This window comes from Peribacillus sp. FSL E2-0159 (assembly GCF_038643155.1).
Taxonomy (GTDB): domain Bacteria; phylum Bacillota; class Bacilli; order Bacillales; family DSM-1321; genus Peribacillus; species Peribacillus simplex.
The window spans coordinates 5,269,087-5,291,361 of record NZ_CP152053.1; the positions used below are offsets into that span (position 1 = coordinate 5,269,087).

At 41.1% G+C, this 22,275-nt stretch carries 24 protein-coding genes; 8 read left to right on the forward strand and 16 right to left on the reverse strand.

Going from position 1 to position 22,275, the window contains the following annotated elements:
• Window positions 1-216: 216 nt before the first annotated feature.
• Window positions 217-1,842 (forward strand): M4 family metallopeptidase, encoded by a 1,626-nt coding sequence (locus NYE63_RS25805; RefSeq protein ID WP_342603307.1) that lies wholly within the window; start codon window positions 217-219, stop codon window positions 1,840-1,842.
• Window positions 1,843-2,316: 474 nt separating this feature from the next.
• Window positions 2,317-2,715: an SET domain-containing protein gene (locus NYE63_RS25810; RefSeq protein WP_207440704.1), complete on the forward strand. Its 399-nt coding sequence runs from the start codon at window positions 2,317-2,319 to the stop codon at window positions 2,713-2,715.
• Between the two features lie 192 nt (window positions 2,716-2,907).
• Here the strand turns inward: NYE63_RS25810 and NYE63_RS25815 are convergent, their stop codons facing one another.
• Together NYE63_RS25815 and nagZ are read right to left on the reverse strand one after the other, a co-directional pair.
• Complete coding sequence (locus NYE63_RS25815; RefSeq protein WP_063234131.1) at window positions 2,908-3,096, reverse strand: hypothetical protein; 189 nt, start codon at window positions 3,094-3,096, stop codon at window positions 2,908-2,910.
• A gap of 91 nt (window positions 3,097-3,187) precedes the next feature.
• A complete protein-coding gene (gene nagZ, locus NYE63_RS25820; protein WP_342603308.1) occupies window positions 3,188-4,423 on the reverse strand; it encodes a beta-N-acetylhexosaminidase in 1,236 nt (411 codons plus the stop codon).
• 181 nt (window positions 4,424-4,604) lie between these two features.
• Here nagZ and NYE63_RS25825 point away from each other — a divergent pair, with 181 nt between their 5' ends.
• A complete protein-coding gene (locus NYE63_RS25825) occupies window positions 4,605-4,958 on the forward strand; it encodes a hypothetical protein (protein ID WP_342603309.1) in 354 nt (117 codons plus the stop codon).
• A gap of 64 nt (window positions 4,959-5,022) precedes the next feature.
• Here NYE63_RS25825 and NYE63_RS25830 read toward each other — a convergent pair whose 3' ends face one another.
• On the reverse strand, window positions 5,023-5,805 hold the full coding sequence (locus NYE63_RS25830) for a helix-turn-helix domain-containing protein (RefSeq protein ID WP_342603310.1): 783 nt from the start codon (window positions 5,803-5,805) through the stop codon (window positions 5,023-5,025).
• 216 nt (window positions 5,806-6,021) lie between these two features.
• On the opposite strand from NYE63_RS25830, the gene NYE63_RS25835 reads away from it, so the two are divergent.
• On the forward strand, window positions 6,022-6,792 hold the full coding sequence (locus tag NYE63_RS25835; protein WP_342603311.1) for a TSUP family transporter: 771 nt from the start codon (window positions 6,022-6,024) through the stop codon (window positions 6,790-6,792).
• Between the two features lie 102 nt (window positions 6,793-6,894).
• The gene (locus NYE63_RS25840; protein ID WP_342603312.1) at window positions 6,895-7,833 is read left to right on the forward strand and encodes an oxidoreductase; all 939 of its coding nucleotides are present in this window, start codon (window positions 6,895-6,897) and stop codon (window positions 7,831-7,833) included.
• A gap of 87 nt (window positions 7,834-7,920) precedes the next feature.
• On the opposite strand, the gene NYE63_RS25845 is transcribed toward NYE63_RS25840, so the two are convergent.
• Window positions 7,921-8,361: a peptidylprolyl isomerase gene (locus NYE63_RS25845; RefSeq protein ID WP_063234129.1), complete on the reverse strand. Its 441-nt coding sequence runs from the start codon at window positions 8,359-8,361 to the stop codon at window positions 7,921-7,923.
• Window positions 8,362-8,523: 162 nt separating this feature from the next.
• On the opposite strand from NYE63_RS25845, the gene NYE63_RS25850 reads away from it, so the two are divergent.
• On the forward strand, window positions 8,524-9,516 hold the full coding sequence (locus NYE63_RS25850) for an acryloyl-CoA reductase (RefSeq protein ID WP_342603313.1): 993 nt from the start codon (window positions 8,524-8,526) through the stop codon (window positions 9,514-9,516).
• 37 nt (window positions 9,517-9,553) lie between these two features.
• Here NYE63_RS25850 and NYE63_RS25855 read toward each other — a convergent pair whose 3' ends face one another.
• The 3 genes from NYE63_RS25855 to NYE63_RS25865 form a co-directional block, all read right to left on the reverse strand.
• Window positions 9,554-11,020 (reverse strand): PAS domain S-box protein, encoded by a 1,467-nt coding sequence (locus tag NYE63_RS25855; protein ID WP_342603314.1) that lies wholly within the window; start codon window positions 11,018-11,020, stop codon window positions 9,554-9,556.
• 147 nt (window positions 11,021-11,167) lie between these two features.
• Window positions 11,168-11,596, reverse strand: coding sequence for a cell wall hydrolase (locus tag NYE63_RS25860; protein ID WP_063234126.1), 429 nt, complete (start codon window positions 11,594-11,596; stop codon window positions 11,168-11,170).
• Between the two features lie 223 nt (window positions 11,597-11,819).
• The gene (locus NYE63_RS25865; protein WP_034310405.1) at window positions 11,820-12,089 is read right to left on the reverse strand and encodes a DUF1292 domain-containing protein; all 270 of its coding nucleotides are present in this window, start codon (window positions 12,087-12,089) and stop codon (window positions 11,820-11,822) included.
• A gap of 315 nt (window positions 12,090-12,404) precedes the next feature.
• Here NYE63_RS25865 and NYE63_RS25870 point away from each other — a divergent pair, with 315 nt between their 5' ends.
• Window positions 12,405-12,791 carry a VOC family protein gene (locus NYE63_RS25870; protein ID WP_342603315.1) on the forward strand — a complete coding sequence of 129 codons (387 nt, stop codon included), beginning with the start codon at window positions 12,405-12,407 and terminating at the stop codon, window positions 12,789-12,791.
• A gap of 196 nt (window positions 12,792-12,987) precedes the next feature.
• The gene (locus NYE63_RS25875) at window positions 12,988-14,631 is read left to right on the forward strand and encodes an alkaline phosphatase (protein WP_342605872.1); all 1,644 of its coding nucleotides are present in this window, start codon (window positions 12,988-12,990) and stop codon (window positions 14,629-14,631) included.
• A 141-nt stretch (window positions 14,632-14,772) separates the two neighbouring features.
• On the opposite strand, the gene rpsN is transcribed toward NYE63_RS25875, so the two are convergent.
• The 9 genes from rpsN to purT all read right to left on the reverse strand — a co-directional run bounded on the left by rpsN (window position 14,773) and on the right by purT (window position 22,230).
• Window positions 14,773-15,042 carry a 30S ribosomal protein S14 gene (gene rpsN, locus NYE63_RS25880; RefSeq protein WP_342603316.1) on the reverse strand — a complete coding sequence of 90 codons (270 nt, stop codon included), beginning with the start codon at window positions 15,040-15,042 and terminating at the stop codon, window positions 14,773-14,775.
• Between the two features lie 334 nt (window positions 15,043-15,376).
• A complete protein-coding gene (gene rpmG, locus NYE63_RS25885) occupies window positions 15,377-15,526 on the reverse strand; it encodes a 50S ribosomal protein L33 (protein ID WP_034310390.1) in 150 nt (49 codons plus the stop codon).
• A gap of 21 nt (window positions 15,527-15,547) precedes the next feature.
• Complete coding sequence (locus tag NYE63_RS25890) at window positions 15,548-16,741, reverse strand: GTP-binding protein (RefSeq protein WP_342603317.1); 1,194 nt, start codon at window positions 16,739-16,741, stop codon at window positions 15,548-15,550.
• Window positions 16,742-17,171: 430 nt separating this feature from the next.
• Window positions 17,172-17,342, reverse strand: coding sequence for a hypothetical protein (locus NYE63_RS25895; protein ID WP_155726482.1), 171 nt, complete (start codon window positions 17,340-17,342; stop codon window positions 17,172-17,174).
• A gap of 168 nt (window positions 17,343-17,510) precedes the next feature.
• Window positions 17,511-17,891 carry a nucleotide excision repair endonuclease gene (locus tag NYE63_RS25900; RefSeq protein ID WP_170946990.1) on the reverse strand — a complete coding sequence of 127 codons (381 nt, stop codon included), beginning with the start codon at window positions 17,889-17,891 and terminating at the stop codon, window positions 17,511-17,513.
• 206 nt (window positions 17,892-18,097) lie between these two features.
• Complete coding sequence (locus NYE63_RS25905) at window positions 18,098-18,250, reverse strand: YpzG family protein (protein WP_076368068.1); 153 nt, start codon at window positions 18,248-18,250, stop codon at window positions 18,098-18,100.
• Window positions 18,251-18,356: 106 nt separating this feature from the next.
• A complete protein-coding gene (locus NYE63_RS25910) occupies window positions 18,357-19,004 on the reverse strand; it encodes a DUF4352 domain-containing protein (protein WP_342603318.1) in 648 nt (215 codons plus the stop codon).
• 21 nt (window positions 19,005-19,025) lie between these two features.
• Entirely contained in the window at window positions 19,026-20,393 is a 1,368-nt protein-coding gene (locus NYE63_RS25915; protein ID WP_342603319.1) for an alkaline phosphatase, read from the reverse strand.
• Between the two features lie 679 nt (window positions 20,394-21,072).
• A complete protein-coding gene (gene purT / locus NYE63_RS25920) occupies window positions 21,073-22,230 on the reverse strand; it encodes a phosphoribosylglycinamide formyltransferase 2 (RefSeq protein WP_342603320.1) in 1,158 nt (385 codons plus the stop codon).
• Between the last annotated feature and the right edge of the window lie 45 nt (window positions 22,231-22,275).

Here is a 22,275-nt window from a genome sequence, read left to right on the forward strand (position 1 = left end):
CATTATGCCATGTTTTTTTGCACTTTTATTCATTTGGTTCAATTTAAATACATTCCAAATATTACTAAAAGAATATATTCAGAGAATACTTCTATCAAAATCCATTTTTCTCCATTTTATTCCTTTAAATGTCATATTTTTTGCAGGTTTTCTCCATTTGTAAATAATATGAAACGATGTAAAAATGAGATTATTCTCATGAAGGAGTTGAATGTTATGAAAGGTAAGGTATTTTTAGGAACTGCACTATCTATCGGTCTATTATTTTCTGCTATTCCCAATCAAGAAGCTTTAGCGGCAAAAAATGTGTTGAGTGTTGAAAAGTACAATAAGCATAAGGATTCGCTAGAATTCAAGTCTGGGAAACTTACGGACCCATCGAAGCAAACGGCAGAAGATATCATTCTTACCTTTTTTGATGAAAACAAAAAGTCTTACAAGCTAGAAAAGCAAAAGGCGAAAGACTCCTTCACGATCCAGAAAGAAAGCAAGGATGAACTAGGAAATACAGTCCTTAAATTGCAACAAACCTATAAAGGCGTACCTGTATGGAATTCCACACAAGCGGTATTGATTGATACTAAAGGTGTATTGACGGTCGTGTCCGGTACGGTTGAAGCCAATCTAAACACGAAATTAGGGAAAAAGGCTAAAAAAGGGATCAGTAAATCCGAAGCTATCAAAATAGCTGAAGCGGATCTTGGGTTCACTCCTGCCTACGAACAATCGCCTGAATCTGACCTATATGTATACGCAAATGAAGGCAAGGCAGATTATGTATATAAAGTCAATTTGAAATTCTTAAGTCCTGAACCAGGAAATCATAATTATTTCATATCAGTCAAAACAGGTAAAATCCTGAATAAATTTAATACACTAGATGAAGTGACGGGGACCAATTCCGTTGGAACGGGCACCGGCGTCTTAAACAATACCGTGTCATTGAACACTACCTTATCCAGCGGCCGATACTATTTACAGGACAATACACGCGGTAAAGGCATCTACACTTATAATGCCAATAACCGTTCAAAATTGCCTGGTACACTCTTTTCCAACACGACAAATGCTTTCACTACTTCTACCGATAAAGCTGCGGTTGATGCCCATTATTATGCAGGTAAAACCTATGATTATTATAAATCCACATTTGGACGGAATTCTTATGATGGAAATGGAACCATACTGAAATCAACCGTTCATTATGGCTCAAGATACAATAATGCATTCTGGGATGGCACCCAAATGGTTTACGGTGATGGAGATGGCACGACGTTCATCCCATTGTCCGGCGGTCTGGATGTCGTTGCACATGAACTGACGCATGCCGTGACTTCCTCGGAATCGAACCTTACCTATCAATATGAATCTGGTGCTTTGAATGAAGCGATTTCTGATATTTTTGGCACCGTTGTCGAATTTAAGAATCAAAGTGCCAAAGCTGATTATTTGATCGGAGAAGATATTTACACACCAAATATTTCCGGCGATGCACTCCGTTCAATGGCTAACCCAACATTAAATGGTGACCCTGACCATTATTCGAACCGTTATACCGGAACGGGTGATAATGGCGGAGTCCACACGAACAGCGGAATCATCAATAAGGCAGCTTATTTGATCTCTGCAGGCGGAACTCATCATGGGGTAAGTGTATCCGGGATCGGCATTGATAAACTGGGAACCATCTTTTACCGGGCAAACACGACTTATTTAACTTCCTCGTCGACATTTTCACAAGCCAGAGCGGCAATCGTACAAGCGGCCTCAGATTTATACGGTTCAACCAGTGCAGAAGTCACAGCTGTCAAAAATGCCTTTACAGCTGTCGGTGTGAATTAAGAGATTTATCTATATGAACGACACCTCCCTAGTTTCACTTCTAGCGGAGGTGTTTTTTCTTATATATTGTAATGGATAAACCGATTATTCACATTCATCTTGGAATAACAATGGATTTTCCGATACATCATAATAAACAGTAAAAATCGGTATCCAGAACTCACAGGTCATACTATATTCCTTCATGATGGAGCTTTCCGCTCTACGAAGATGCTCTGCTTTCGTCCTTCTGAAGATTTTTTCGGACCATCACTACCTTTTTTCGACCCTCCAAGGATTATTTTGGCCGTTCGCTACCCTTTTTCGGCCTTCATGTGCAGAATTCCGTCCTACGGTACAGGTAGAGCACCAATAAAAAACAATCCTATCGTTTGCTAAAAATGATTAATTCCGTAAAATAGTTGCTTTTCTCCTTATTAACTGTCAAGCTTAGATGATCTGGACTATATTGAATAGAACAAGTAGGTGACGAACATGATTGAAGTTAAAACTTCCACACTCAGTGATGGTGAGTTCAATAGAGGCGTATTCGCAACACGAGATATTAAAAAAGGTGAGCTTTTGCATGAGGCACCTGTCATTGCTTATCCAAACGAGGAGCATGTTTTCATAGAGAAGACATTGCTGGCAGATTATGCGTTTGAATATGGAATTAACCATACTGCCATGCTTTTAGGTTATGGCATGCTGTTTAATCATTCTTATACACCCAACGCTACGTATGACATAAACTTCAAGAATCATACGTTTGATTTCTTTGCTTACACCGACATAAAAGCAGGAGAAGAAATCCTGATTAATTATAATGGTGAAGTCGATAATGAGGATCCGCTTTGGTTCAATAAAGAAGATGACGGTGAAGATGAAGCTTAATGATCATTGATCATTCTTGAAAGCACTTGTACTTTTGAAAACCTGTCCAAGGTTTTTCGAAAGAATCGGGTGCTTTTCCTTTGTCCTTTCACCGGCTTGATGAATTCACTGCTGGATTTTAATTGTTTACCAAGAGGATGTAAAGCAATAAAAAAAGCCCCATTAAGAACAACTTAATGGGGTTATTTCACCTTAACGTACGGATGGGTTACTTGATTTTGTTTTGGTTATTGATTGAAATTGGCTCTTAACCTTATCAATGGTTTCTGGTGTGGCCAGGGATCTTATTTGACCCATGGTTTTTTCACGGGTTTTCTTATTGCGCATTAAGAATGCGGCTGCTCCTATCAGGACGGTTCCAAGCATTTTGTTTGATGGCATGTTAGTTTCCTCCTTCAAGTTAGTCATATATAGTATTCCCTCTATCAGCTGATTTAAACAAAAGCATCCTTTTGAGAGATTAGTTTCGCTTTTATTTATCCTCGCTCAGGCTATCGATATACTTTATGCTTTCGGGATTTTTCACGACTTTTTCAGCTTGATCCGGGTCAGCTTTCTTTTGCTTCATATTGTTAAGTTTATATGTCAGCACTCTTTTCACTGACTCGTTTATTCTATCCATTGGAACTTCCCCTGCTTTTACTGCTTGCAGTAATCCGTTATATACCTCAACCTCGTGGGAATATTCATGACAGACAAGTAATAAATCAGCTCCTGCAAGGATTGCCTGCTTCCCCATATCTTCATAGGAGAAATACTTGTTCACAGCACCCATTTCCAAATCGTCGGTTACGACTAGTCCTTCATATTTGAGTTTTCCCCGAAGCAGGTCTTCTATGATGATTTTAGAAAGGCTTGCTGGTTTTTCTTTATCATAGGCTGGATATTTAATGTGGGTCACCATCACGAAAAACTTTTGGTTATCCATTTCACTTATGATTTGCTTGAAAGGATAAATATCCGAGTTTTCCAGATCAAGTTGGTTTGCCTCCACGGAAGATGTTTCGACATGCGGATCTATTTCGCTGCGTCCGTTTCCAGGAAAGTGCTTCAGTGCACCAGTTATCGATACATCGTTCAATCCTTGAATGGCTTTCTTTCCGTATTGATACACCTTTTCCGGATCTTGCCCAAATGAACGCTTGTCCGTTTTCGATAGATCAAGTACAGGGGCGAAATTAATGTTAATCCCCATGGAGCCCAGTTCTGTCCCATTCAATTTGGCCACTTTGTACATGTCTTCAACAGATGCATTTTTCCCAATCTCCTGTTGTGCAGGTAGGGGCGATACCCTTTCCTTCATCCTGATGATGTCCCCGCCTTCCTGATCGATGGCCACCATCAACGGAAGCGAATGTGTACTTTGATCGGCCGTTTGCTGAAGCGAATTGGATAACCTGGCCACTTGTTTAGGGGATTTCATATTGCGGTCAAAATAAATGACGCCCCCTATATGTTTTTGTTCGATAAGCTCTGTGATTTCACTGCTCTTTTCAGTTCCCTTGAAACCTACCATCATTAGCTGTCCGATTTTTTCTTCAAGCGTCATTTTTTTCAGCAATTTTTCTATTTTTTCATGACTATCCGCATCGGCGTCTTTCCCTTTTTCCGCTCTGGAATTCACATCCATATTCAACTGAATGAACACCACCGAAAAAGCGAGGATTGCGATGAGGAACAGACCCCAATATATATTTTTATTCTTCATGCTTTGACCTTCATTGACATTTTCTCTGTCCTTCCTTGATTGCCCTTTTATTGATTTCGTTGCATACCTCTTAATCATGTTCAAAAACGGACAATTCTATATCATCATTACGTATTTTTTTGCATAAAGCATTAGCCACGTACCATACTACAAACAAAGCCTAATTAAAAGGAGACCCCCCATGAACGGAATCTTGAAGAATATTGCTGTCACCTTCAGTCATGCAGTCGATTATGCAAAAGAAAGAATAACAGCCATTACAGGAACAACTTCTGTTACAATAGCGGAATTGAGTGAGCACATCATCAATCAGCCTGAAACAAAACTAATCAGCAAGGACCTTTTAGGAATACCTTTTTCTTTTTATCATTTACAAAAAGAAGACGTTACGTACTATTTGGAAATGAAAAGCTCACAGGTTCTCCAGTTGGATGTTCAAGCGCATAACCATACGATTGTGTCTTACAGGTCTTATCGAGATAAATCCAACTTGCCCACGGCCATTAGATTTCCTAAAACCCTTTTATCCGAATGACTCTGGTACGAAAAATAAAAAAGCTGATATCCCCGGCATATGGGGTTATCAGCTTTTTTCAAATCTATAAGGAGAAAAAACGGTCTCTTTCGCTAGAAATCCATTTCTCGGCATCTTCTTCATCCTTTTTAACCAAGCGGTTAACGAGGATATCATGCCAAATGTAATTTTCGAGAAAATTGATATGAATGGGATCATCTGTGTAAAACGCCGTTTCTCTCGTTTCGGGAGAAGGGCCGTAAATCGTCTCCTTGCCATCGATGGATAAGATGAACCATTTGTTCTCTCCGATATTGTCCACATAGCTTGTTTTGCGATGTATATCTATACCTGATAATGGGTTTTCAACCTGAAATGCAATCCCCTTGAGAGTGCAATGCGCGGCGATCCCTTTTAGCTCTTGTTCAAGTTTTCCATACATCTCGTCCCATAAGGAAACCACCACCCTTTTCTCGGCTTTTTGAATCAAAGTACGGCAAAAGGATAGGATGTGCCCTTCACCCTTAAGCGTCATTACACGATTGTCTGACATCGGTTCGATTTTCTCGAACTGTTTTAGTGTTTGACTGATGGTTTGATAGGTATTATTCCATTTTGATTGGACCGATTCCAGAAACACATCGACTGGCAGCGGTGAATATTGTATCGAGTCATTGATTTCCTCTTTTAAAACGATTCCTTCTTCTTGAAGTCCATTTAATATTTCATAGATGCGGGCCCTGGGGATTCCTGATTCCTTGCTTACTTGATAGGCACTGGTTGGACCTTGGCGAACCAAAGAAACATAAGCCTTTGCTTCATATTGACTAAACCCGAGAGACTGTAGTTTTTGAATGATATCTTGCATAGTACCTCCTAGTGCTTTTAGTAAGTTATATGCCTATCATACCAAATCTCTTATCGAAATCTATTCGATTTCAAAAGGTATGACTCTTCATATTCTTATTTACAGAACGTTTTTTATTAGTTACTATCTAAATAGTGACTAATAAAAACCTTGGGTTATGGCTTCAGCTAAAGCAAGCATTTCAGCCATAATGCCATTGATACGGAGGCTTCTTGGATGGAGGATATACATATTTCAACACTCTTGCTGCTGATGTTTTTCGGCTTTTTGGCAGCATTCATTGATTCTGTGGTCGGCGGCGGAGGCCTGATTTCCATACCCGCTTTATTATTTTCAGGACTTCCCCCTTCTCAAGCGATCGCAACGAATAAGTTAGCAAGTTCCATGGGATCTTTAACAAGTACCATTGCCTTCATTCGCTCAGGTAAGGTTGATTTTCGATTGGTTTCAAAACTTTTCCCACTGATTTTCATAGGTTCCCTGCTAGGCGCTTGGGTTGTTAATTTCGTCTCGCCTGAATTATTAAAGCCAATGATCTTGGTCCTATTAATAGCTATTGCCATTTATACCTTTTTTAAAAAGGACTGGGGACAGAAATCGACTTACCATAAACTCACATGGCAAAAGGCTGCACTATTTGCGTTCGCTATATTTGCCATTGGTTTTTATGATGGGTTTTTGGGCGCTGGAACGGGATCTTTCATTCTGTTTGCCTTTTTAATGATTGGCTTTGATTTTTTGCACTCTGCAGGAAATGCAAAATTTTTGAACTTCGGAAGCAATCTGGCAGCACTGATCATGTTCATATTCCTTGATACCGTCAACTTTTCCTATGGAATACCGATGGGGATCTCCATGATAGCAGGAGCATTGGCCGGTTCCAAATTCGCCATTAAGAAGGGAGTGGCATATGTAAGAGTATTATTTATCATAGTAACCGTCATTCTGATCATGAAAAATATAATGGATTACTTAATGGGCAGTTAATTTTTTTTAAATACAGTACTCTGTTCCCGCCACAGAATATGTGACATATAGGAATTATTTGGGTATATGATAGGTATAGACTGTGTGGGAAGGTGTGATTGGATGATTGAAAAGTGGAATGGTGAAGAAATGGCAGATGTATCGGGGCAAACCATTGTGATTACTGGTGCAAATAGTGGAATTGGCTTCGAAACGGCTTTTGCACTGGCCGGTAAGGGGGCAGAGATCATCCTTGCCGTCCGGAATGCTTCGAAGGGTGAAAAGGCAGTCGATAGAATCTTATCGGTCCATCCTAAAGCAAATGTACACGTGATGCAGCTGGATTTAAGTGATTTAAGCAGCATTCGGCATTTTGCTGATTCCTTTCAGGAAAACTATGACTCACTCTCCGTCCTCATCAATAACGCAGGTGTGATGATTCCGCCATACAGTAAGACGAAGGATGGTTTCGAGCTGCAATTCGGCAGCAATCATCTCGGTCATTTTGCTTTGACAGGCCTCCTTCTTCCGCGTATCCTTTCTACGCCAAAATCGCGTGTGGTCACATTGAGCAGCTTGGCCGCCATCAATGGATATATAGACTTCGAAAATCTAAATGGTGAAAACGGTTATAAACCAATGAAATACTATGGGCAAAGTAAGCTGGCCAATCTACTCTTCGCCCGCGAATTACAGAATAAATTCAACCAGCATGATGCAAACCCGATTAGCGTTGCCTGCCATCCGGGCCTTTCCCATACTAATCTCATGTCTCGCGGTTCTGGCAAACCCATAAATAGATTCGTCCACTTTCTTTCCAAAACCATCACCCAGCCGGCAAGTATGGGAGCATTGCCTACCCTTTATGCCGCAACGGAACCTGCATTAATAGGCGGGGAGTATATCGGACCTGATGGAAAGAAGAGCAGAAAAGGCTTTCCTAGAAAAGACGATATCATCGATACCTTATATAATGAAGAAACTTCGAAAAGATTATGGGATATTTCTGAAACCTTGACAGCGGTCAAATACCGTTTCACCGAAAGCATTACGCCAAAGTGACTCTATTCCCCCGGTTTTCGCAAAAAATGCCTCGATGGATATGGCAAAAAAAAAGAGGGAGCATAATGCCCCCTCTTTTCGCTTTCATCATTCAGCGTCAAAAACTTCTACTTTTTCCATTTTGTCGCCATTTTTCATAGCTTTAGCTGTTTCAAGTCCAGATGTCACTTTACCGAATACTGTGTGAACACCGTTAAGATGCGGTTGTGGTTCGTGCACGATAAAGAATTGGCTCGAGCCTGTATCTTTTCCGGCATGTGCCATCGATAGGCTTCCTGCCTCATGTTTGTGAGGGTTGCCTTCTGTTTCACATTTGATTTGCTTGCCGCTTCCGCCTGCACCTGTACCTGTTGGATCTCCGCCTTGGCTTACGAAACCAGGGATGACACGGTGAAAGACTACACCATTATAAAAGCCTGTGTTTGCTAAGTTTTCGAAGTTAGCCACTGTGTTTGGTGCTTCGTTCGGGAAAAGGTCGAATTCGATCTTTTCTCCATTTGCCATAAGTATGTATCCTTTTTTAGCCATGTAAAACATCTCCTTTAATATGAACTGAATCAAATCTAATAGTACCATTTTTACTAGCAGAAAGAAAAGCAAGCGCTACTTATTTCGAATTGTATCATTATACATTCCTATATTTTTTCTTTTATAATGGGATGGGTACATTATTAAAAGGGGGAACTAACCATGATACAGCAATTTGATGCATTAGTCGTGAACAAGCAAGATGATCAATTCACCGTTAACATTCAGCAACTATCACTTGATGATCTACCTCAAGGCGAAGTGCTCATCCGTGTTCATTATTCCGGTGTGAACTATAAAGATAGCCTTGCCAGCATTCCTAATGGAAACATTGTCAGCAGTTATCCGATCGTTCCGGGAATTGATATGGCTGGTGTCGTCGTTTCATCTGAGGATTCTCGCTTTAAAGAAGGGGACGAAGTCATTGCGACCTCCTATGGGATTGGCGTTTCGCAATCCGGCGGCTACAGTCAATTTGCCCGTGTTCCTGCAGAGTGGATCGTCCCGCTTCCTGATGGCCTTACAATGAAAGAGGCAATGATCATCGGTACGGCCGGTTTCACTGCAGCCTTATCGGTTCTGAGACTGGAAGAAAATAACCTCACCCCTGAGCAAGGGAGCGTTCTCGTCACTGGTGCAACAGGCGGGGTTGGCAGTTTCGCTGTCTCCATCCTTTCCAAACTTGGCTATTCCGTGGAAGCGAGTACTGGAAAAGAATCGGAACATGGTTACTTGAAGGAAATCGGTGCGACGACCATTGTATCGCGGGAAGATGTATATGATGGCAAGCTGCGTGCACTTGGCAAACAGAAGTGGAGCGGTGCGGTGGATCCCGTCGGCGGTGAACCGCTAGCGTCGGTCCTTAGCCAAATCAAGTATGGCGGAGCTGTTGCGGTCAGTGGATTAACGGCTGGTACAAGCCTTCCTGCCACCGTCTTTCCATTCATCCTAAGGGGGGTTAATCTACTTGGGATCGATTCGGTCAATTGCCCGATGGATACAAGATTGAAAGTTTGGCATCGCCTTGCTACCGACTTTAAACTCGGGCATTTAGAACAGCTCGTTCAACAGGAAATTACACTTGAAGAATTGCCTGACGTCCTTCCTACCCTATTAAAAGGGGAAGCTAGAGGCAGAACGATCGTTAAGCTATAAACCAAAAAGTGACGAGAGCATGGCTTCTCGTCACTTTTCATTGTGAACTTTCATTGATAGGGAGACTGATATCTACAATCGTCCCTTCTCCCACTTCGCTGCTGAAATGAATTTCCCCATTATGCTCATGAATGATTTTAGTACTGACCATGAGCCCAAATCCAGTTCCTTTTTCAGAGGTGCTATAAAAAGGCTGCCCTAGATGCTTCATGCGCTCATTTGAGATTCCGCAGCCTTGATCAATGAATCGGATCATTGCAGAGTCTCCTTCATGGTTTAACTGTATATGAAGTTTGCCGCCATTCGGCATGGCTTCTATCGCATTATTGACGACATTCGTGAATACTTGTTTTAACTGATTCGGTTCGCCAAAGACAGATGCCCAATCCATATTATATTCCTTGATGATTTCAACATCATTCAAAATCGCTTGAAACTCGGCTACCGTAATCACACTATCCAATATATCGTTAAGCTGAATGAATTCACAAACCTTCACTTCAGGCTCTGCTAAACTTAAAAATTCATTGGCAAGGGTTTCGATTTTTTCAACTTCACTGACCGTCATTTCAAGATAGTCCTTTTGCTCAGGATCTTCTCTTAATAATTGTAAAAATCCTTTGACCGCAGTTAATGGATTTCTAATTTCATGTGCGATGCCTGCAGCCATCTGCCCTACCGCCGATAACATATTGGATTTACAGAGCAGCTCTTCGGTCTTTTTACGCTCCGTAATATCCCTACAGAATACCTGTATGGCTGGTTGACCTTTATAAATAATCGGAAGACCGAGTGTTTCTCCATAAAATACTTGTCCGTCAAGCCGAATGAACTTTTGTTCCAGTAAACCAACCGCCTGATGATCGTCCCTCATGATCTCGATTCTTTTTTGTACACTTTCCCGGGACTCCAGGTGAACGAACTGAAAAACCGATTTACCGATAATATCTTCCACACTATCCATCCCAAGCATTTTTGCCCCCATGGGATTCATATACTCGATGATCCCATTACGATGTACAAAAATCGCTTCAGGTGACACCTCCACTAAACTGCGATACCTTTGTTCACTTTCCTTCAAGGCAGCTTCAGCAAGTTTTTGATTCGTGATATCCCGATAAACGAAAACCAATGCACACGGCTCATTTTCATTATCGCGGATATTAAACAGGGAGATGCTTACATCGATTAACTGGCCATCCTTCTTTATCCTGACCGTTTCAAAGCCTTTCTTTTGTACCCCTGACTTAATTTGGTCATGCAATTCATTGACTGACTCCTTCAAGAAATCAGGAATAATTGGAAACGGCATGCCTATGAGCTCATCATTCGTCCAACCGAAAAACTCTTCAAAAGCTGCATTCACTTGAAGGGTCTTACCTTCCAGATCAACAATGGAAATGGCGTCCGGGTTGTTCTCCATGAAAGACTTAAATTTCTCGGTATTATCCTCCGGCTGTTCCCCTATTTGCCCTTGTCCATAATTAATAAGCCTTTTACTCATCAATATTTTTATTCCTTTCTTATCCGGAAATTTACAGTCTCAATTTTACAGTATCAGTAAATCATTTGCCAGTTTTATCATATGATTTTTCCAAGTTAAGGATTGAGGCAAAAATAGGCCAAACCCCCATAAGGTTCAGCCTCTTCCTTAAAATGTATTATAAATATTTGGACATTCTGTACCTGTTGGTTCATAAAAGCAATGGAGCTTGAAACGCCCAACCAGGGGCTGATTATACCAGGTTGCCGGACAATCTCCCGGTGGCCTGAAGTACCATAGGCTAAATTTCGAGGGCCATATCCTTTCACCATTTACACTGCGGCGTGCAAGTCTTTTTTCCCTGTCCCTTGCTCGCTGATAAAAATACCCCTTCTGTACTGCTTCAAAGGCATGCTCCTGATAAATCATGTCTGGAATCGTCCTCAACCCTTTGAAATCGGAACAATTCGACCTAATCCGATTGACTCCTACATTACCGATCATCAACATGCCCTGATCCCCTTCACCTTCGCCTTCCGCTCTAAGCAATCTTGCCAATAAGGCAATATCGGCATCAGTGTGTTTTACAACGGCCATCCCATCACCTCCACTTTTTTTATCCTATGCCTCGGGGATGGAAAAAAACTCCGTTTATTAACAAAATCTTCATATGGAGTACACGTCCTATCAATAAAACAACCCTATACTTAAGTAAGGCTGGATAGCACGCGTGGCTATCATGGTATTTGGCGAAGGCGGGGCCAATACTTTCTTTATACATATAAAAAAGGCGGCACAAATTGTGCCGTCTTTTATCTTGTCATTCTTTTGCTTCAAATGCCGCTTCAAACGCCAATGATACCTTTTCGAACTCTTCATCCGATTCGATATCGAGCAGTTCACCTTCGCCTTCGACCCTGAAAAAGAAAATATCGATATCTTCATCTGTATCCTCTTCAATATCTTCAAGCAAACCTACTGCAACGTATTCCGTTCCTTCTACATCCAATGATCCTAAAACCTCAACTTCATGGCCTTCATCACTGTCATCAGTAAGGGTGAAAACCTCACCTTCACGAATTTTTCCCATACTACCTCTCCTCTCATATCCATTAATAATGGAGTTGTTTCCATAGTATATCGACTATTCGATTTATAAACAAATTTTAGCCCTGGAAAATTATAATACCATTCTTTCCAAGAAAAGAATCAATCATTATGGAAGAAAAGTATTATCCCATAAGCCATTACTCGTTTTTTCATTATTTACCAATCCCTTCCCTTTTTTAACATCATTTAAAAAATTATCTAAAAACGGCTATAAAAATGTAATTTAATTCCGAATAATCTTATATATACTAATATTAGCGTATTGCACCTGGATATAATGAAGGAGGAAGATTTCTTGGCTGCGAAAAGGGTCGATCACATTGGCGTTGTTGTAAAAGATCTTGAAAAATCCATAGCCTTTTATCAAGATGTGCTGGATTTAAAATTAAAAGCACGCATGACTCATACTAATGGGGTAATCGAACTGGCATTCCTAGGTTACGAAGAATCGGATGAAACAGAAATAGAATTGATTCAGGGATATAGTGACACACTGCCATCTGAAGCAACGATCCACCATTTTGCCATTACCGTGGATGATATCGAAGAAGAATATGCCCGGATCAAAAGCTTGGATAACACCGAGCTGATTGATGAAGAGATAGTCACCCTTCCAAATGGTTATCGCTATTTCTACGTATATGGACCGGAAAAAGAGTGGATTGAATTTTTCCAAAGGTAAAAAGCATACTAAAAAAAGCAGAGTCTTAGAGACTTCTGCTTTTTTAACGTTCACTCTACAGGCCGCTTCTTCAATGTTCAACAAAATTTACAGATAAAAAACTTTTCTTTACTTAACTGAAGTAATTTCTTAATACACTACATTTATCCTAATATGTAATAATTATATTTTTTTGGAGGTATGCATTTTGGGGAAAATGAGCAAAAAGGTAGCAGGAATTACGTTAGCGGGCGCGGTAGCCATATCATCACTAGGTATTTCAACAATGAAGAAAGATGTTCAGGCAAAAGACAAGAAAAAAGAACCAACAAACGTCATCATGATGGTGATGGATGGGACAAGTACAGGAGCCACAACCCTTTCAAGGTGGTATAAAGGCGGTAATCTAGCCATGGACGAAATGCTGTCTGGCGGCATGCGTACATACTCAGCTGAATCGGCCATTACAGACTCAGCTCCTGCAGCAACAGCGCTTGCGACAGGAAATAAATCCAATGATAAATTTGTCGGTGTCCTGCCATCCATCGTTAATTCTCCAGGGCTCGATCTGGTCAATCCGAAAAATGCCCATAAACCAGTCGCTAACGTTTTGGAGGGTGCGAAACAAGCGGGAAAAGCTACTGGCATCATCTCTACATCTGAAATCCAGCATGCTACACCCGCAGGCTTTTCCGCTCACGTGACACATCGAAGCAATTACGGTGATATTGCGGAACAGCAGGTTTATCAGGGGATTGACGTGGTTTTGGGAGGAGGGAAAGAATCCCTTTTACCAGGTAAAACAAAAAATGCAAGAATTGATGGAGAAAACCTTTTGGAAGTGCTTGATGAAGACAAATATGATTTTGTTGAAACCCGTGACGAGCTGTTAAAATCTAAATCGAATAAAATTTGGGGAAGCTTTGCACCAAGTGCCCTAGCATATGATTTAGATCGTGAAACAACAAAGCCAAGTGAGCCCACTTTAGCCGAAATGACTAATAAAGCCCTTAAAACCTTGAAAAAAGATAAAGATGGCTTCTTCCTATTTGTTGAAGGAAGCAAGATTGACTGGGCTGCTCACGGAAACGACACGATCGGAATGATTAGTGATACTTTAGCTTTTGATGATGCCGTGAATGAAGCCCTTAAGTTTGCCAAAAATGACGGAAATACAATGGTCATTGCAGTAACGGACCATGGGAACAGTGGAATTACAATGGGTAACGTAAACACGAACTCCTCCTACCCGGAAACACCTGTATCAGCTTATATCGATCCATTAAAGAAAGCGAAGATGACTGTTGAAGGAGCTTTAAGTAAATTGAAATCGGATAAATCCAATCTAAAAGAAGTAGCAGCCCTTTATGGACTTGTTGATCTGACAGTTGAAGAATCAGCAAAACTTACCTCCTCTAAAAACATAGGTGCTGAAATGACAAAGATGCTTGCTAACCGTGCCAACATTGGCTTTACAACAGGCGGTCATACAGGGGAAGACGTATTCCTGTATTCCTATGGCCCATCAAAACCGACAGGATTAGTGGAGAATACAGATCTCGCTAAAAAGATGGCCCAATTCATGGGGTTTGATTTACAAAAATTATCGAATAAACTATACATGAATGCTAAAGATTCCTTTGAGAAAAAGGGATATTCAACCCGTATTGATGTGTCTGACCCGAATAACCCGGTTTTCGTAGCAAAAAAGGGTAAGCAAAAAGTGGAGTTGCCAGCAAATAAGAATATCGTTATCAGCAAGACTCCTACATCCACTCAGCAAAAGAAAATAAATGCAATCACCGTTTACAATGGAAAAGACTTCTATATATCTGAACAAGCATTAAAGGCAGTCAAGTAAGCATCACTTCTTTATAATGATGAGTGAATAGGAAGGAGCCCCTGTTTAACAAGGGCTCCTTTTCTTATGAATGATCTTTTTAGTACTTGATCTATTCTAATGAAAGACTTTAACCCTCAAATCACCTTTCATCACCACGCTTCACCAGCTTGCCTTTTTGACACCCGGCAGTTGCCCTTTATGAGCTAGTTCCCTAAAAACGATACGTGACATGTTGAATTTGCGCATATATCCACGGGGCCTCCCCGTTACTCCACAACGATTGTGGACCCTTGTCGGTGAGGAATCACGAGGGAGTTTGGCTAATGCGGCATAATCCCCTTTCTCCTTCAACTCCTTTCTAAGTTCTGCATACTTTTCGACCATTGCCAACTGTTTTTCCGCTTTTATCACCTTGGATTTTTTCGCCATTTTAATTCTCCTTTTTTAAAGTTCTTGATTTTATACATTCAATAAACTATTCACAATTCGTTCCGCTGAACCGGAGTGACTGGCGTTTGCCAATCCTTCCCTGGCATTGATGACTTAAAGCCGGCCTCTAAAAGGATTGTCCCTCATCAGCGCTTTATGTAAGTCAGGTGGGATGGAGCCCTTATTACGTGCCTGGATAAGACTTAAGTAAAAATGCACCCATCGTCATACCTTGAATGCCTCCGCCAATAATGATCCTGTCCAACCTGGACTTACCTCCTTTTACAACCATTCTTTTTAATAAAACATAATCATTACGATTTAAACCTCAAGATTACTTCGTTTCACGGTGAAGCGTGTGTTTCTTTAATCGCGGGCAGTACTTTTTCAATTCGATCCTGTCTGGATTATTCCGCTTATTTTTCGTCGTGATATAATTTCGGTCCCCTGATTCTGTGCATGCTAAAGTAATGTTTACTCTCATTTTTTTTCCTCCTAAAGTTTTTTAATGAACGATTTCCGTAAATGCAGGCAATCGATCTTCATACAGAGACCAATCCTGCTGCAACTCAATTTCCGTCAATAAGCATTGATCTAATTCATTTTCGATATCCTTTTGATTCATTTGGATGCCAATCATCACCAGCTCCGTCATCCTGTCACCGTATACTGCATTCCACCGTTCCAATAATTCAGGTGCTTCCTTTAAAATTTGGCGCTGTTCTTCCTCAGGGTATGCCGCAATCCATTTACCGGCTGCTTGTAAAGTTAATGACGGTCCTGCCTGCGATAGCAAGCCTGCCGTATCATTTCTCGATGCCAGCCAAAGGAAGCCCTTTGCCCGCACCACTTGTACGGGCCAGTTTTCTAACCACGCCATCAGCCTCTCGGGATGAAAGGGTATTTTTCTTCTATAAACGAAGGATGAAATCCCGTACTCTTGGGTTTCCGGGATATGCTCTTCATTCAATTCCTTTATCCAGCCAGCTCCTTGGCTTGCCTGTTCAAAATCAAATAAATGCGTATTCAACACTTCCGTTAGCGGCACCTTGGAACGATTCGTTTCGATGATCCTAGCACCCGCATTCATCTTATGAAGAACCGCTGTCAATTCCTCCACGGCGTCAGCATCCATTAGATCGATTTTATTTAACAAGATAACATTGGCGAACTCTATCTGATCTATTAATAGATCGACCACTTCCCTGCCATCCGCGGCATCGGTTGCCTGCATCCTGTCGATAAGTGTTTCTCCGGAAGTGTAGTCTTGCCAAAAGTTATACCCATCAACAACGGTAACCATCGTATCAAGCCGGCAATATTCCGATAAATCAATTCCCATGCTTTCATCAACATAGGTGAAGGTTTGGGCTACAGGTACCGGTTCGCTTATCCCAGTCGATTCAATTACGATGTAATCAATATCCCCTTGTTTCGTCAATTTCTCCACTTCAATCATCAAATCCTCACGAAGCGTACAGCAAATGCAGCCATTCTGCATTTCCACCAGTTTTTCATCCGTCCGGGTAAACCCTCCCTGTTTGACCAGCGAGGCATCAATATTGATCTCACTCATATCATTAACGATGACGGCAACCTTCAGATCATTGCGATTTTCAAGAATATGATTCAAAAGCGTCGTCTTTCCCGCACCAAGGTATCCACTCAATACCGTAACCGGAATTTTCTTCATCTCCATCCTTCCCACTCCTTTGCCTAATTTCTTTGCTGTATATAAATCCAAATCATTACGATTTAAATACCAAGGCTATCACCCATGCAAAAACACTCTCTAATAATAAAACGTAATCATTACTATTTGCAAGTTTTTTTCAAAATTAACTCCGAATACTTTTCCCGAACGTATGTAATCACGATTGCTCCAATACTGCTGCATGGGCAATCACGGATAAATGAAAGGTGCTGAAATTCTTCATAAAACTAAAAACAAAAATTAAATGGAAGCCCAATCACACATAACATCACGTGTAATGAACCTCCATTGCAGTTTTATCATTTATTGTACTTCCATATTGACAAGCTACTGTTCATCAACAACGTTTCATTATCCAATACATTTTTCTTTTTCTTTGTTGCAAATCGAGAAAAAAAATTATTGGTTACTGTGCTTATTCCGCCATTTCCCACCCAGAAGATTTTACTGTCTCTTGTTCAAAAGTTTCAATCTCTCTCTGTTTCGCCAATTTAGAAGCTTGTGACACGGACCACGTTAAATTCCCAAAGGCAATCACTGTCCCGATCGAGATAACTAACACCTTTTTACAAAGTATTTTCTTCAATAGCTTCCTCCTGAGAATGTATTGGAATACTCTTAATATAAACCAACATTGTTAACCTAACATGGAGCAGCTGTAAATGTACGAAATTATTTTTGTACATATGTAAACTTAAGTTTGCACACAAAAAAGCTGAGTGCACATATGCAGTCAGCTTTTCATAGGTACTTCTTATTTATAAAACACTTTGTCGACGTTATATTTAGCATGAAGTTTATTGATCATGTACGTTTCATAGATCTCACGTTCCATAGCGTCTTCGACTAAAAGAATGTCAATTTTCTTGACTTCATTACGATGCTCTTTAATCGGAGAAACATTATCCTCGAAATGCTTCTTGACCCTTGGTCTTAATTTACGAGCTTTACCAACAAAAATCAGCTCATCGTTTTCATTGTAAAACAAGATGATGCCGCCTTTATCACGGGGAATCAAATGAAAATCGATAAACCCGTAAATTTCAGGAATGACAGCTTCGTCTCCTTCTATAACTTGCTTTCTTTGTTTGATGCTTATATCCGCTGCAGGGATTTCAATTTTAATCATTACAATTCACGTCCTCTATTTGTATAAAGTGAAACTTTCAATCGGAATCGAAACTCCAGTTTCACGCCAAGCTCATCACTTCAATCTTAAAGGTAAATGGTATCATAATTATGAGTGAAAAGCCATGTATGCCTTGATCGGTTTAGATGATTTTGGATTAAATATAAAGAAGAAGACTCACTGGGAGCCTCCTTCTTTGTCTGAAATATCCTTTACCACCTGTGAGCCTTTGCATTGCTTCTTAGTATAATGTTTGTTTGTGATTCTTGCGTGTGGCCATTAACTTGAGAATTTGAACGCTTAGGTCTTGTCCAATTATGGTGAAACTTTTGAGAATGTGGATCTAATTGATCTTTATAGCTCATTCTGTGTCACCTCATCATTAGGATTTGGATATTCCGTTCAGTGATAGAAATCCCTATCACTTGTTCTAGTATTTGATTTTTATAAGGCATTCATACGCCATATCCTTTAAAAAGCGAATTCAGCTGACTTTCCTTTTGCAAGGACTTCCCCTTCTTCATCCAACGCATCACTTGTCATAAGGGATATGCCCTTTATGTCTCCATCATTTAGAATGAAACCAATGTTTCCGCTTTTTGAACCGTTTCCTTCTATTTCACCAGTAAGTTCTTCTAAGTAGATGTCATCTTCCCATGTCAGATGTTCTCCGCTGTCCGTTTCAAGAAAAGCAACTGGGGAAAACTTAATTTTTTCATCCGTATTATTTTTGATTTCCACGTTCACTTTTACGATATCGAAATCTTCATCATGCGTATAGCCGTGAAAGAAATCGATCATGCTGTAATCCGGAGTGGCATGCATTACTTTCATTTCTTTGACTTTAACCTCGATTGGGCCAACATTCAACGTTTCATTCACTTTTTTATAGGCCTTCAAAGTTAATTCGCCTTTTGCATCGGAAACGTTCTGACCGATCTGGTTCAAGTTTATATCATCAGGAAGCTGTGGATTCGGAACATAGACATCCTTTTTTACCAGTGGTCGTGCAACTTCCTCTGTTTTTTCTTTAGCTGTCGTTTCTTCTTCGTAAGCTGGTTGGGTATTAAGAGCACCAAATGCCGTCAATAACAGGGCACCAATCATCAGTCTGTTCATTGAATCCCTCCTGAAGTGTTATTACTTCTTTAATAGATCAAAGATGATTTTGGCATGATCCGTGTTATCGACCTGCCCGGCAAAGCGTTCTTTATATGGCCCGTATGCGTAGACCGGAACATCTTCACCCGTATGTCCCCCGGTAGTCCATGCAGTATTGGTCCGATTGTCGAATATGGCTTCAATGGCATTATCGACGTTTGTCACATTTTTTGATTTGGCAGATTCTGTTACCGTTTTGATTTCATCATCAGTTAGTTTCACTTCATTTTGGTTAATATATTGCTTTAAAGTCTTTTCAACATCGGCCCCTTTGACGATGGCATCCGCCATGAAGTCAGGGGTGCGTTTGGCTGCCTTGATCGGTTCACCATACCAGTTATATATTCCTTTGGCTCCGATCGAGAATCCTCCTGTAGAATGATCCGCAGTAGCCACCACTAAGGTATGTTTGTCTTTTTTCGCGAATTCCATAGCCGCTTTGTATGCTTTTTCAAAGTCTTCCATTTCACTCATTGCACCTACGATATCATTATCATGTCCTGCCCAATCAACCTGGCTTCCCTCGACCATAAGGAAGAATCCATCTTTGTCTTTATTCAAGCGCTGGATCGCCGAACTTGTCATGTCTGACAAAGAAGGCGTTTCACTTGGGCGGTCAATCATTTTCGGAAGTCCTTCAGAAGCGAATAAACCAAGGACCTGTTCATTTTTGTCCTTAAGCATTTGATTTTTATCAGTCACATAACTGTAACCATCTTTTTCGAAGGCTTTCGCCAAATTGACATCCGGTCGGACAAAATTGGATTTCCCACCGCCCAATAGGACGTCAATTTTATGTTTGCCCTTGATTAAGTCATTATAATAATCGTCTGCGATTGAATTCATGTTTTTCCGATTTTCATCATGGGCGCCAAAAGATGCAGGTGTAGCATGGGTGATTTCTGAAGTGGCAACCAATCCCGTCGCTTTTCCTTTTTCCTTTGCTGCTTCCAATACGGTTTTGACTTCAGATTTATCATTATCCACTGCAATGGCAGCATTATAAGTCTTCACCCCGGAAGACATTGCCGTTGCGGCCGAAGCTGAATCCGTTATATTTTGTGCAGAGTCTTCTGGGTAAGTCATCTGCTGGCCAACCAAGTATTTATCAAACTCAGTCCGTTCTGCCACCTTCGTACCAGGGTTATCTTTTAAATACCGGTAAGCGGAGGTATAGGAAACACCCATGCCGTCACCGATCAGAAAAATCACGTTCTTGATTTCTGGTTCTTTTTTTGAATTCCCCTTTGCCGAAACACGATCCGCAGCGGACCATGATAAACTTCCAAATGCTAATGCAGAAACGAGCGTGATGGGTAAAACCTTTTTACTCCATGTGCGATTCAAATGAATGACCTCCCATTAATGTTTTCTCTTTAATTAAACTATAGGTGAAGAAAATGAACCCAATGTCAAGGCTATGTAAAAATGCAGTAGGATAATTGTTAAGACCAGGTAAAGGCAGCATGCCTCGGAATTGTATGCCACTTTTATGAAGTTGTTGGTTATTCAGGAGAATCATCAGTAGTGGGTTCATTTTACAGGCTTTAGAGGAATGAAAAAGATTTGGTTAACACCAGCGGGGTAAGTGACCTTGAACAAAGTTCTTTTCATTTAACGTCTTCTAATCGGGGTGATTTGCTAGGAGTTTGAAAGTGCTAAAGAATTAATGGAGAAAAGAAAAAAAGTTCCGGTTGTTTTCAGAAATCCGCTCCCTTTCCGCCGACTGTCTGCCATGCCTCCTCGACGCAAGCGTCTGCGGGGTCTTGGCTAGCCAGTTATTCGGCAGGATTGTCACAAATTTCTTCAAACTATTGAGGGTTTCATAAAACAAGAAAAAACCATAAAGTCCACCCTAGTCTTAAACATGGTTCGGGATGCGACCCTTCCGAATCCCCTATTGTCGATAAACTGAAGCATTCAATCAGGATGCTTTATTTTCGCTTATAGAACTCTGTCGGGGGCCTGGTTATGGAGGTCATGCAATATGAAAAAGCGCTCCATTCAAGGAGCGCTTTTTTCACAATTATTTCTCTACAACTAAACATTCCAAGGCACGGGCCGCATTCACTCTCGCCAACTCGATTGAATCGGCAGTTGACAGGGCAACCGCGACCCTTCTACCTGCCTTTGTAACAGGCTTTCCGAAAAGACGCACTTGTGTATTCGGTAAAGCCAAAGCTTGTTCAACACCGACTATAGAATATTCCGATAACTCATCTTGCGCTTTTAATGGACGGCTGGCACCTGGGCTGATCAGCTTGATTTCCGGGATGGGAAATCCTAGAATCGCACGAATATGAAGGGCAAACTCGGACAAATTCTGAGTCACTAATGTCACTAGCCCCGTATCATGCGGACGTGGGGAAACTTCACTGAAATAGACTTTATCCCCTGAGAGGAAAAGCTCAACTCCGAATAATCCGTACCCTCCAAGTTCATCCGTAATGGCATGGGCAATTCTTTTCGCTTCCATTATTTGCGCTTCTGTCATATTATGAGGCTGCCAGGATTCAATATAATCCCCGCCCTGCTGAATGTGACCGATTGGGGCACAAAACATGGTACCATTTATGGCCCGGACAGTAAGCAGCGTGATTTCCGAATCAAAACGGATAAATTCTTCAATGATCACCCGTCCATTTTGAACCCGGCCGCCTTCCATCGCGACCCTCCAGCAATCCTCCAGGTCACCTTCCGTGCGGCACACACTTTGCCCTTTACCTGAGGAACTCATCAGCGGTTTTACGACATTGGGAAATCCAACTTCCTTGGCAGCTTGGACAAATTCTTCATATGTATCGGCGAATTTGTAGGCTGCGGTCGGAATCTCCAGGGTTTCAGAAGCCAACCTCCTGATTCCTTCACGATCCATAGTCAATTTAGCCGCTCTTGCCGTCGGAATGACATGAAAGCCTTCTTCTTCCAATTTGATTAATTCAGATGTAGCGATGGCTTCGATTTCCGGTACAATCAAATCGGGTTGTTCCTTTTCTACAATTCCCCTTAATTGTTCCGCATCCAGCATATCGATCACATAACTGCGATGAGCGACTTGCATAGCTGGGGCATGTTCATAGCGGTCTACAGCAACGGTCTCCACACCAAGTCGCTGTGCTTCAAGTATGACCTCTTTCCCCAATTCACCCGAGCCCAATAATAAAATCCTTTTCGATTTATACATTCAGTCTCTCCTCCTTAATACTTTAAAATCATTATATACGAACTA

Excerpts from the sequence above, each read along its gene's own strand:
- purT (WP_342603320.1), bottom strand. The coding sequence starts at position 22,230 with ATGTATAAATCGAAAAGGATTTTATTATTGGGCTCGGGTGAATTGGGG.
- rpmG (WP_034310390.1), bottom strand. The coding sequence starts at position 15,526 with ATGAGAGTAAACATTACTTTAGCATGCACAGAATCAGGGGACCGAAAT.
- NYE63_RS25910 (WP_342603318.1), bottom strand. The coding sequence starts at position 19,004 with ATGAACAGACTGATGATTGGTGCCCTGTTATTGACGGCATTTGGTGCT.
- NYE63_RS25810 (WP_207440704.1), top strand. The coding sequence starts at position 2,317 with ATGATTGAAGTTAAAACTTCCACACTCAGTGATGGTGAGTTCAATAGA.
- NYE63_RS25835 (WP_342603311.1), top strand. The coding sequence starts at position 6,022 with ATGGAGGATATACATATTTCAACACTCTTGCTGCTGATGTTTTTCGGC.
- NYE63_RS25845 (WP_063234129.1), bottom strand. The coding sequence starts at position 8,361 with ATGGCTAAAAAAGGATACATACTTATGGCAAATGGAGAAAAGATCGAA.
- NYE63_RS25815 (WP_063234131.1), bottom strand. The coding sequence starts at position 3,096 with ATGCCATCAAACAAAATGCTTGGAACCGTCCTGATAGGAGCAGCCGCA.
- NYE63_RS25905 (WP_076368068.1), bottom strand. The coding sequence starts at position 18,250 with ATGAGCTATAAAGATCAATTAGATCCACATTCTCAAAAGTTTCACCAT.
- NYE63_RS25830 (WP_342603310.1), bottom strand. The coding sequence starts at position 5,805 with ATGCAAGATATCATTCAAAAACTACAGTCTCTCGGGTTTAGTCAATAT.
- NYE63_RS25840 (WP_342603312.1), top strand. The coding sequence starts at position 6,895 with ATGATTGAAAAGTGGAATGGTGAAGAAATGGCAGATGTATCGGGGCAA.
- NYE63_RS25890 (WP_342603317.1), bottom strand. The coding sequence starts at position 16,741 with ATGGAGATGAAGAAAATTCCGGTTACGGTATTGAGTGGATACCTTGGT.
- NYE63_RS25875 (WP_342605872.1), top strand. The coding sequence starts at position 12,988 with ATGAGCAAAAAGGTAGCAGGAATTACGTTAGCGGGCGCGGTAGCCATA.
- NYE63_RS25860 (WP_063234126.1), bottom strand. The coding sequence starts at position 11,596 with ATGGCCGTTGTAAAACACACTGATGCCGATATTGCCTTATTGGCAAGA.
- NYE63_RS25850 (WP_342603313.1), top strand. The coding sequence starts at position 8,524 with ATGATACAGCAATTTGATGCATTAGTCGTGAACAAGCAAGATGATCAA.
- nagZ (WP_342603308.1), bottom strand. The coding sequence starts at position 4,423 with ATGAAGAATAAAAATATATATTGGGGTCTGTTCCTCATCGCAATCCTC.
- NYE63_RS25865 (WP_034310405.1), bottom strand. The coding sequence starts at position 12,089 with ATGGGAAAAATTCGTGAAGGTGAGGTTTTCACCCTTACTGATGACAGT.
- NYE63_RS25805 (WP_342603307.1), top strand. The coding sequence starts at position 217 with ATGAAAGGTAAGGTATTTTTAGGAACTGCACTATCTATCGGTCTATTA.
- rpsN (WP_342603316.1), bottom strand. The coding sequence starts at position 15,042 with ATGGCGAAAAAATCCAAGGTGATAAAAGCGGAAAAACAGTTGGCAATG.
- NYE63_RS25825 (WP_342603309.1), top strand. The coding sequence starts at position 4,605 with ATGAACGGAATCTTGAAGAATATTGCTGTCACCTTCAGTCATGCAGTC.
- NYE63_RS25855 (WP_342603314.1), bottom strand. The coding sequence starts at position 11,020 with ATGAGTAAAAGGCTTATTAATTATGGACAAGGGCAAATAGGGGAACAG.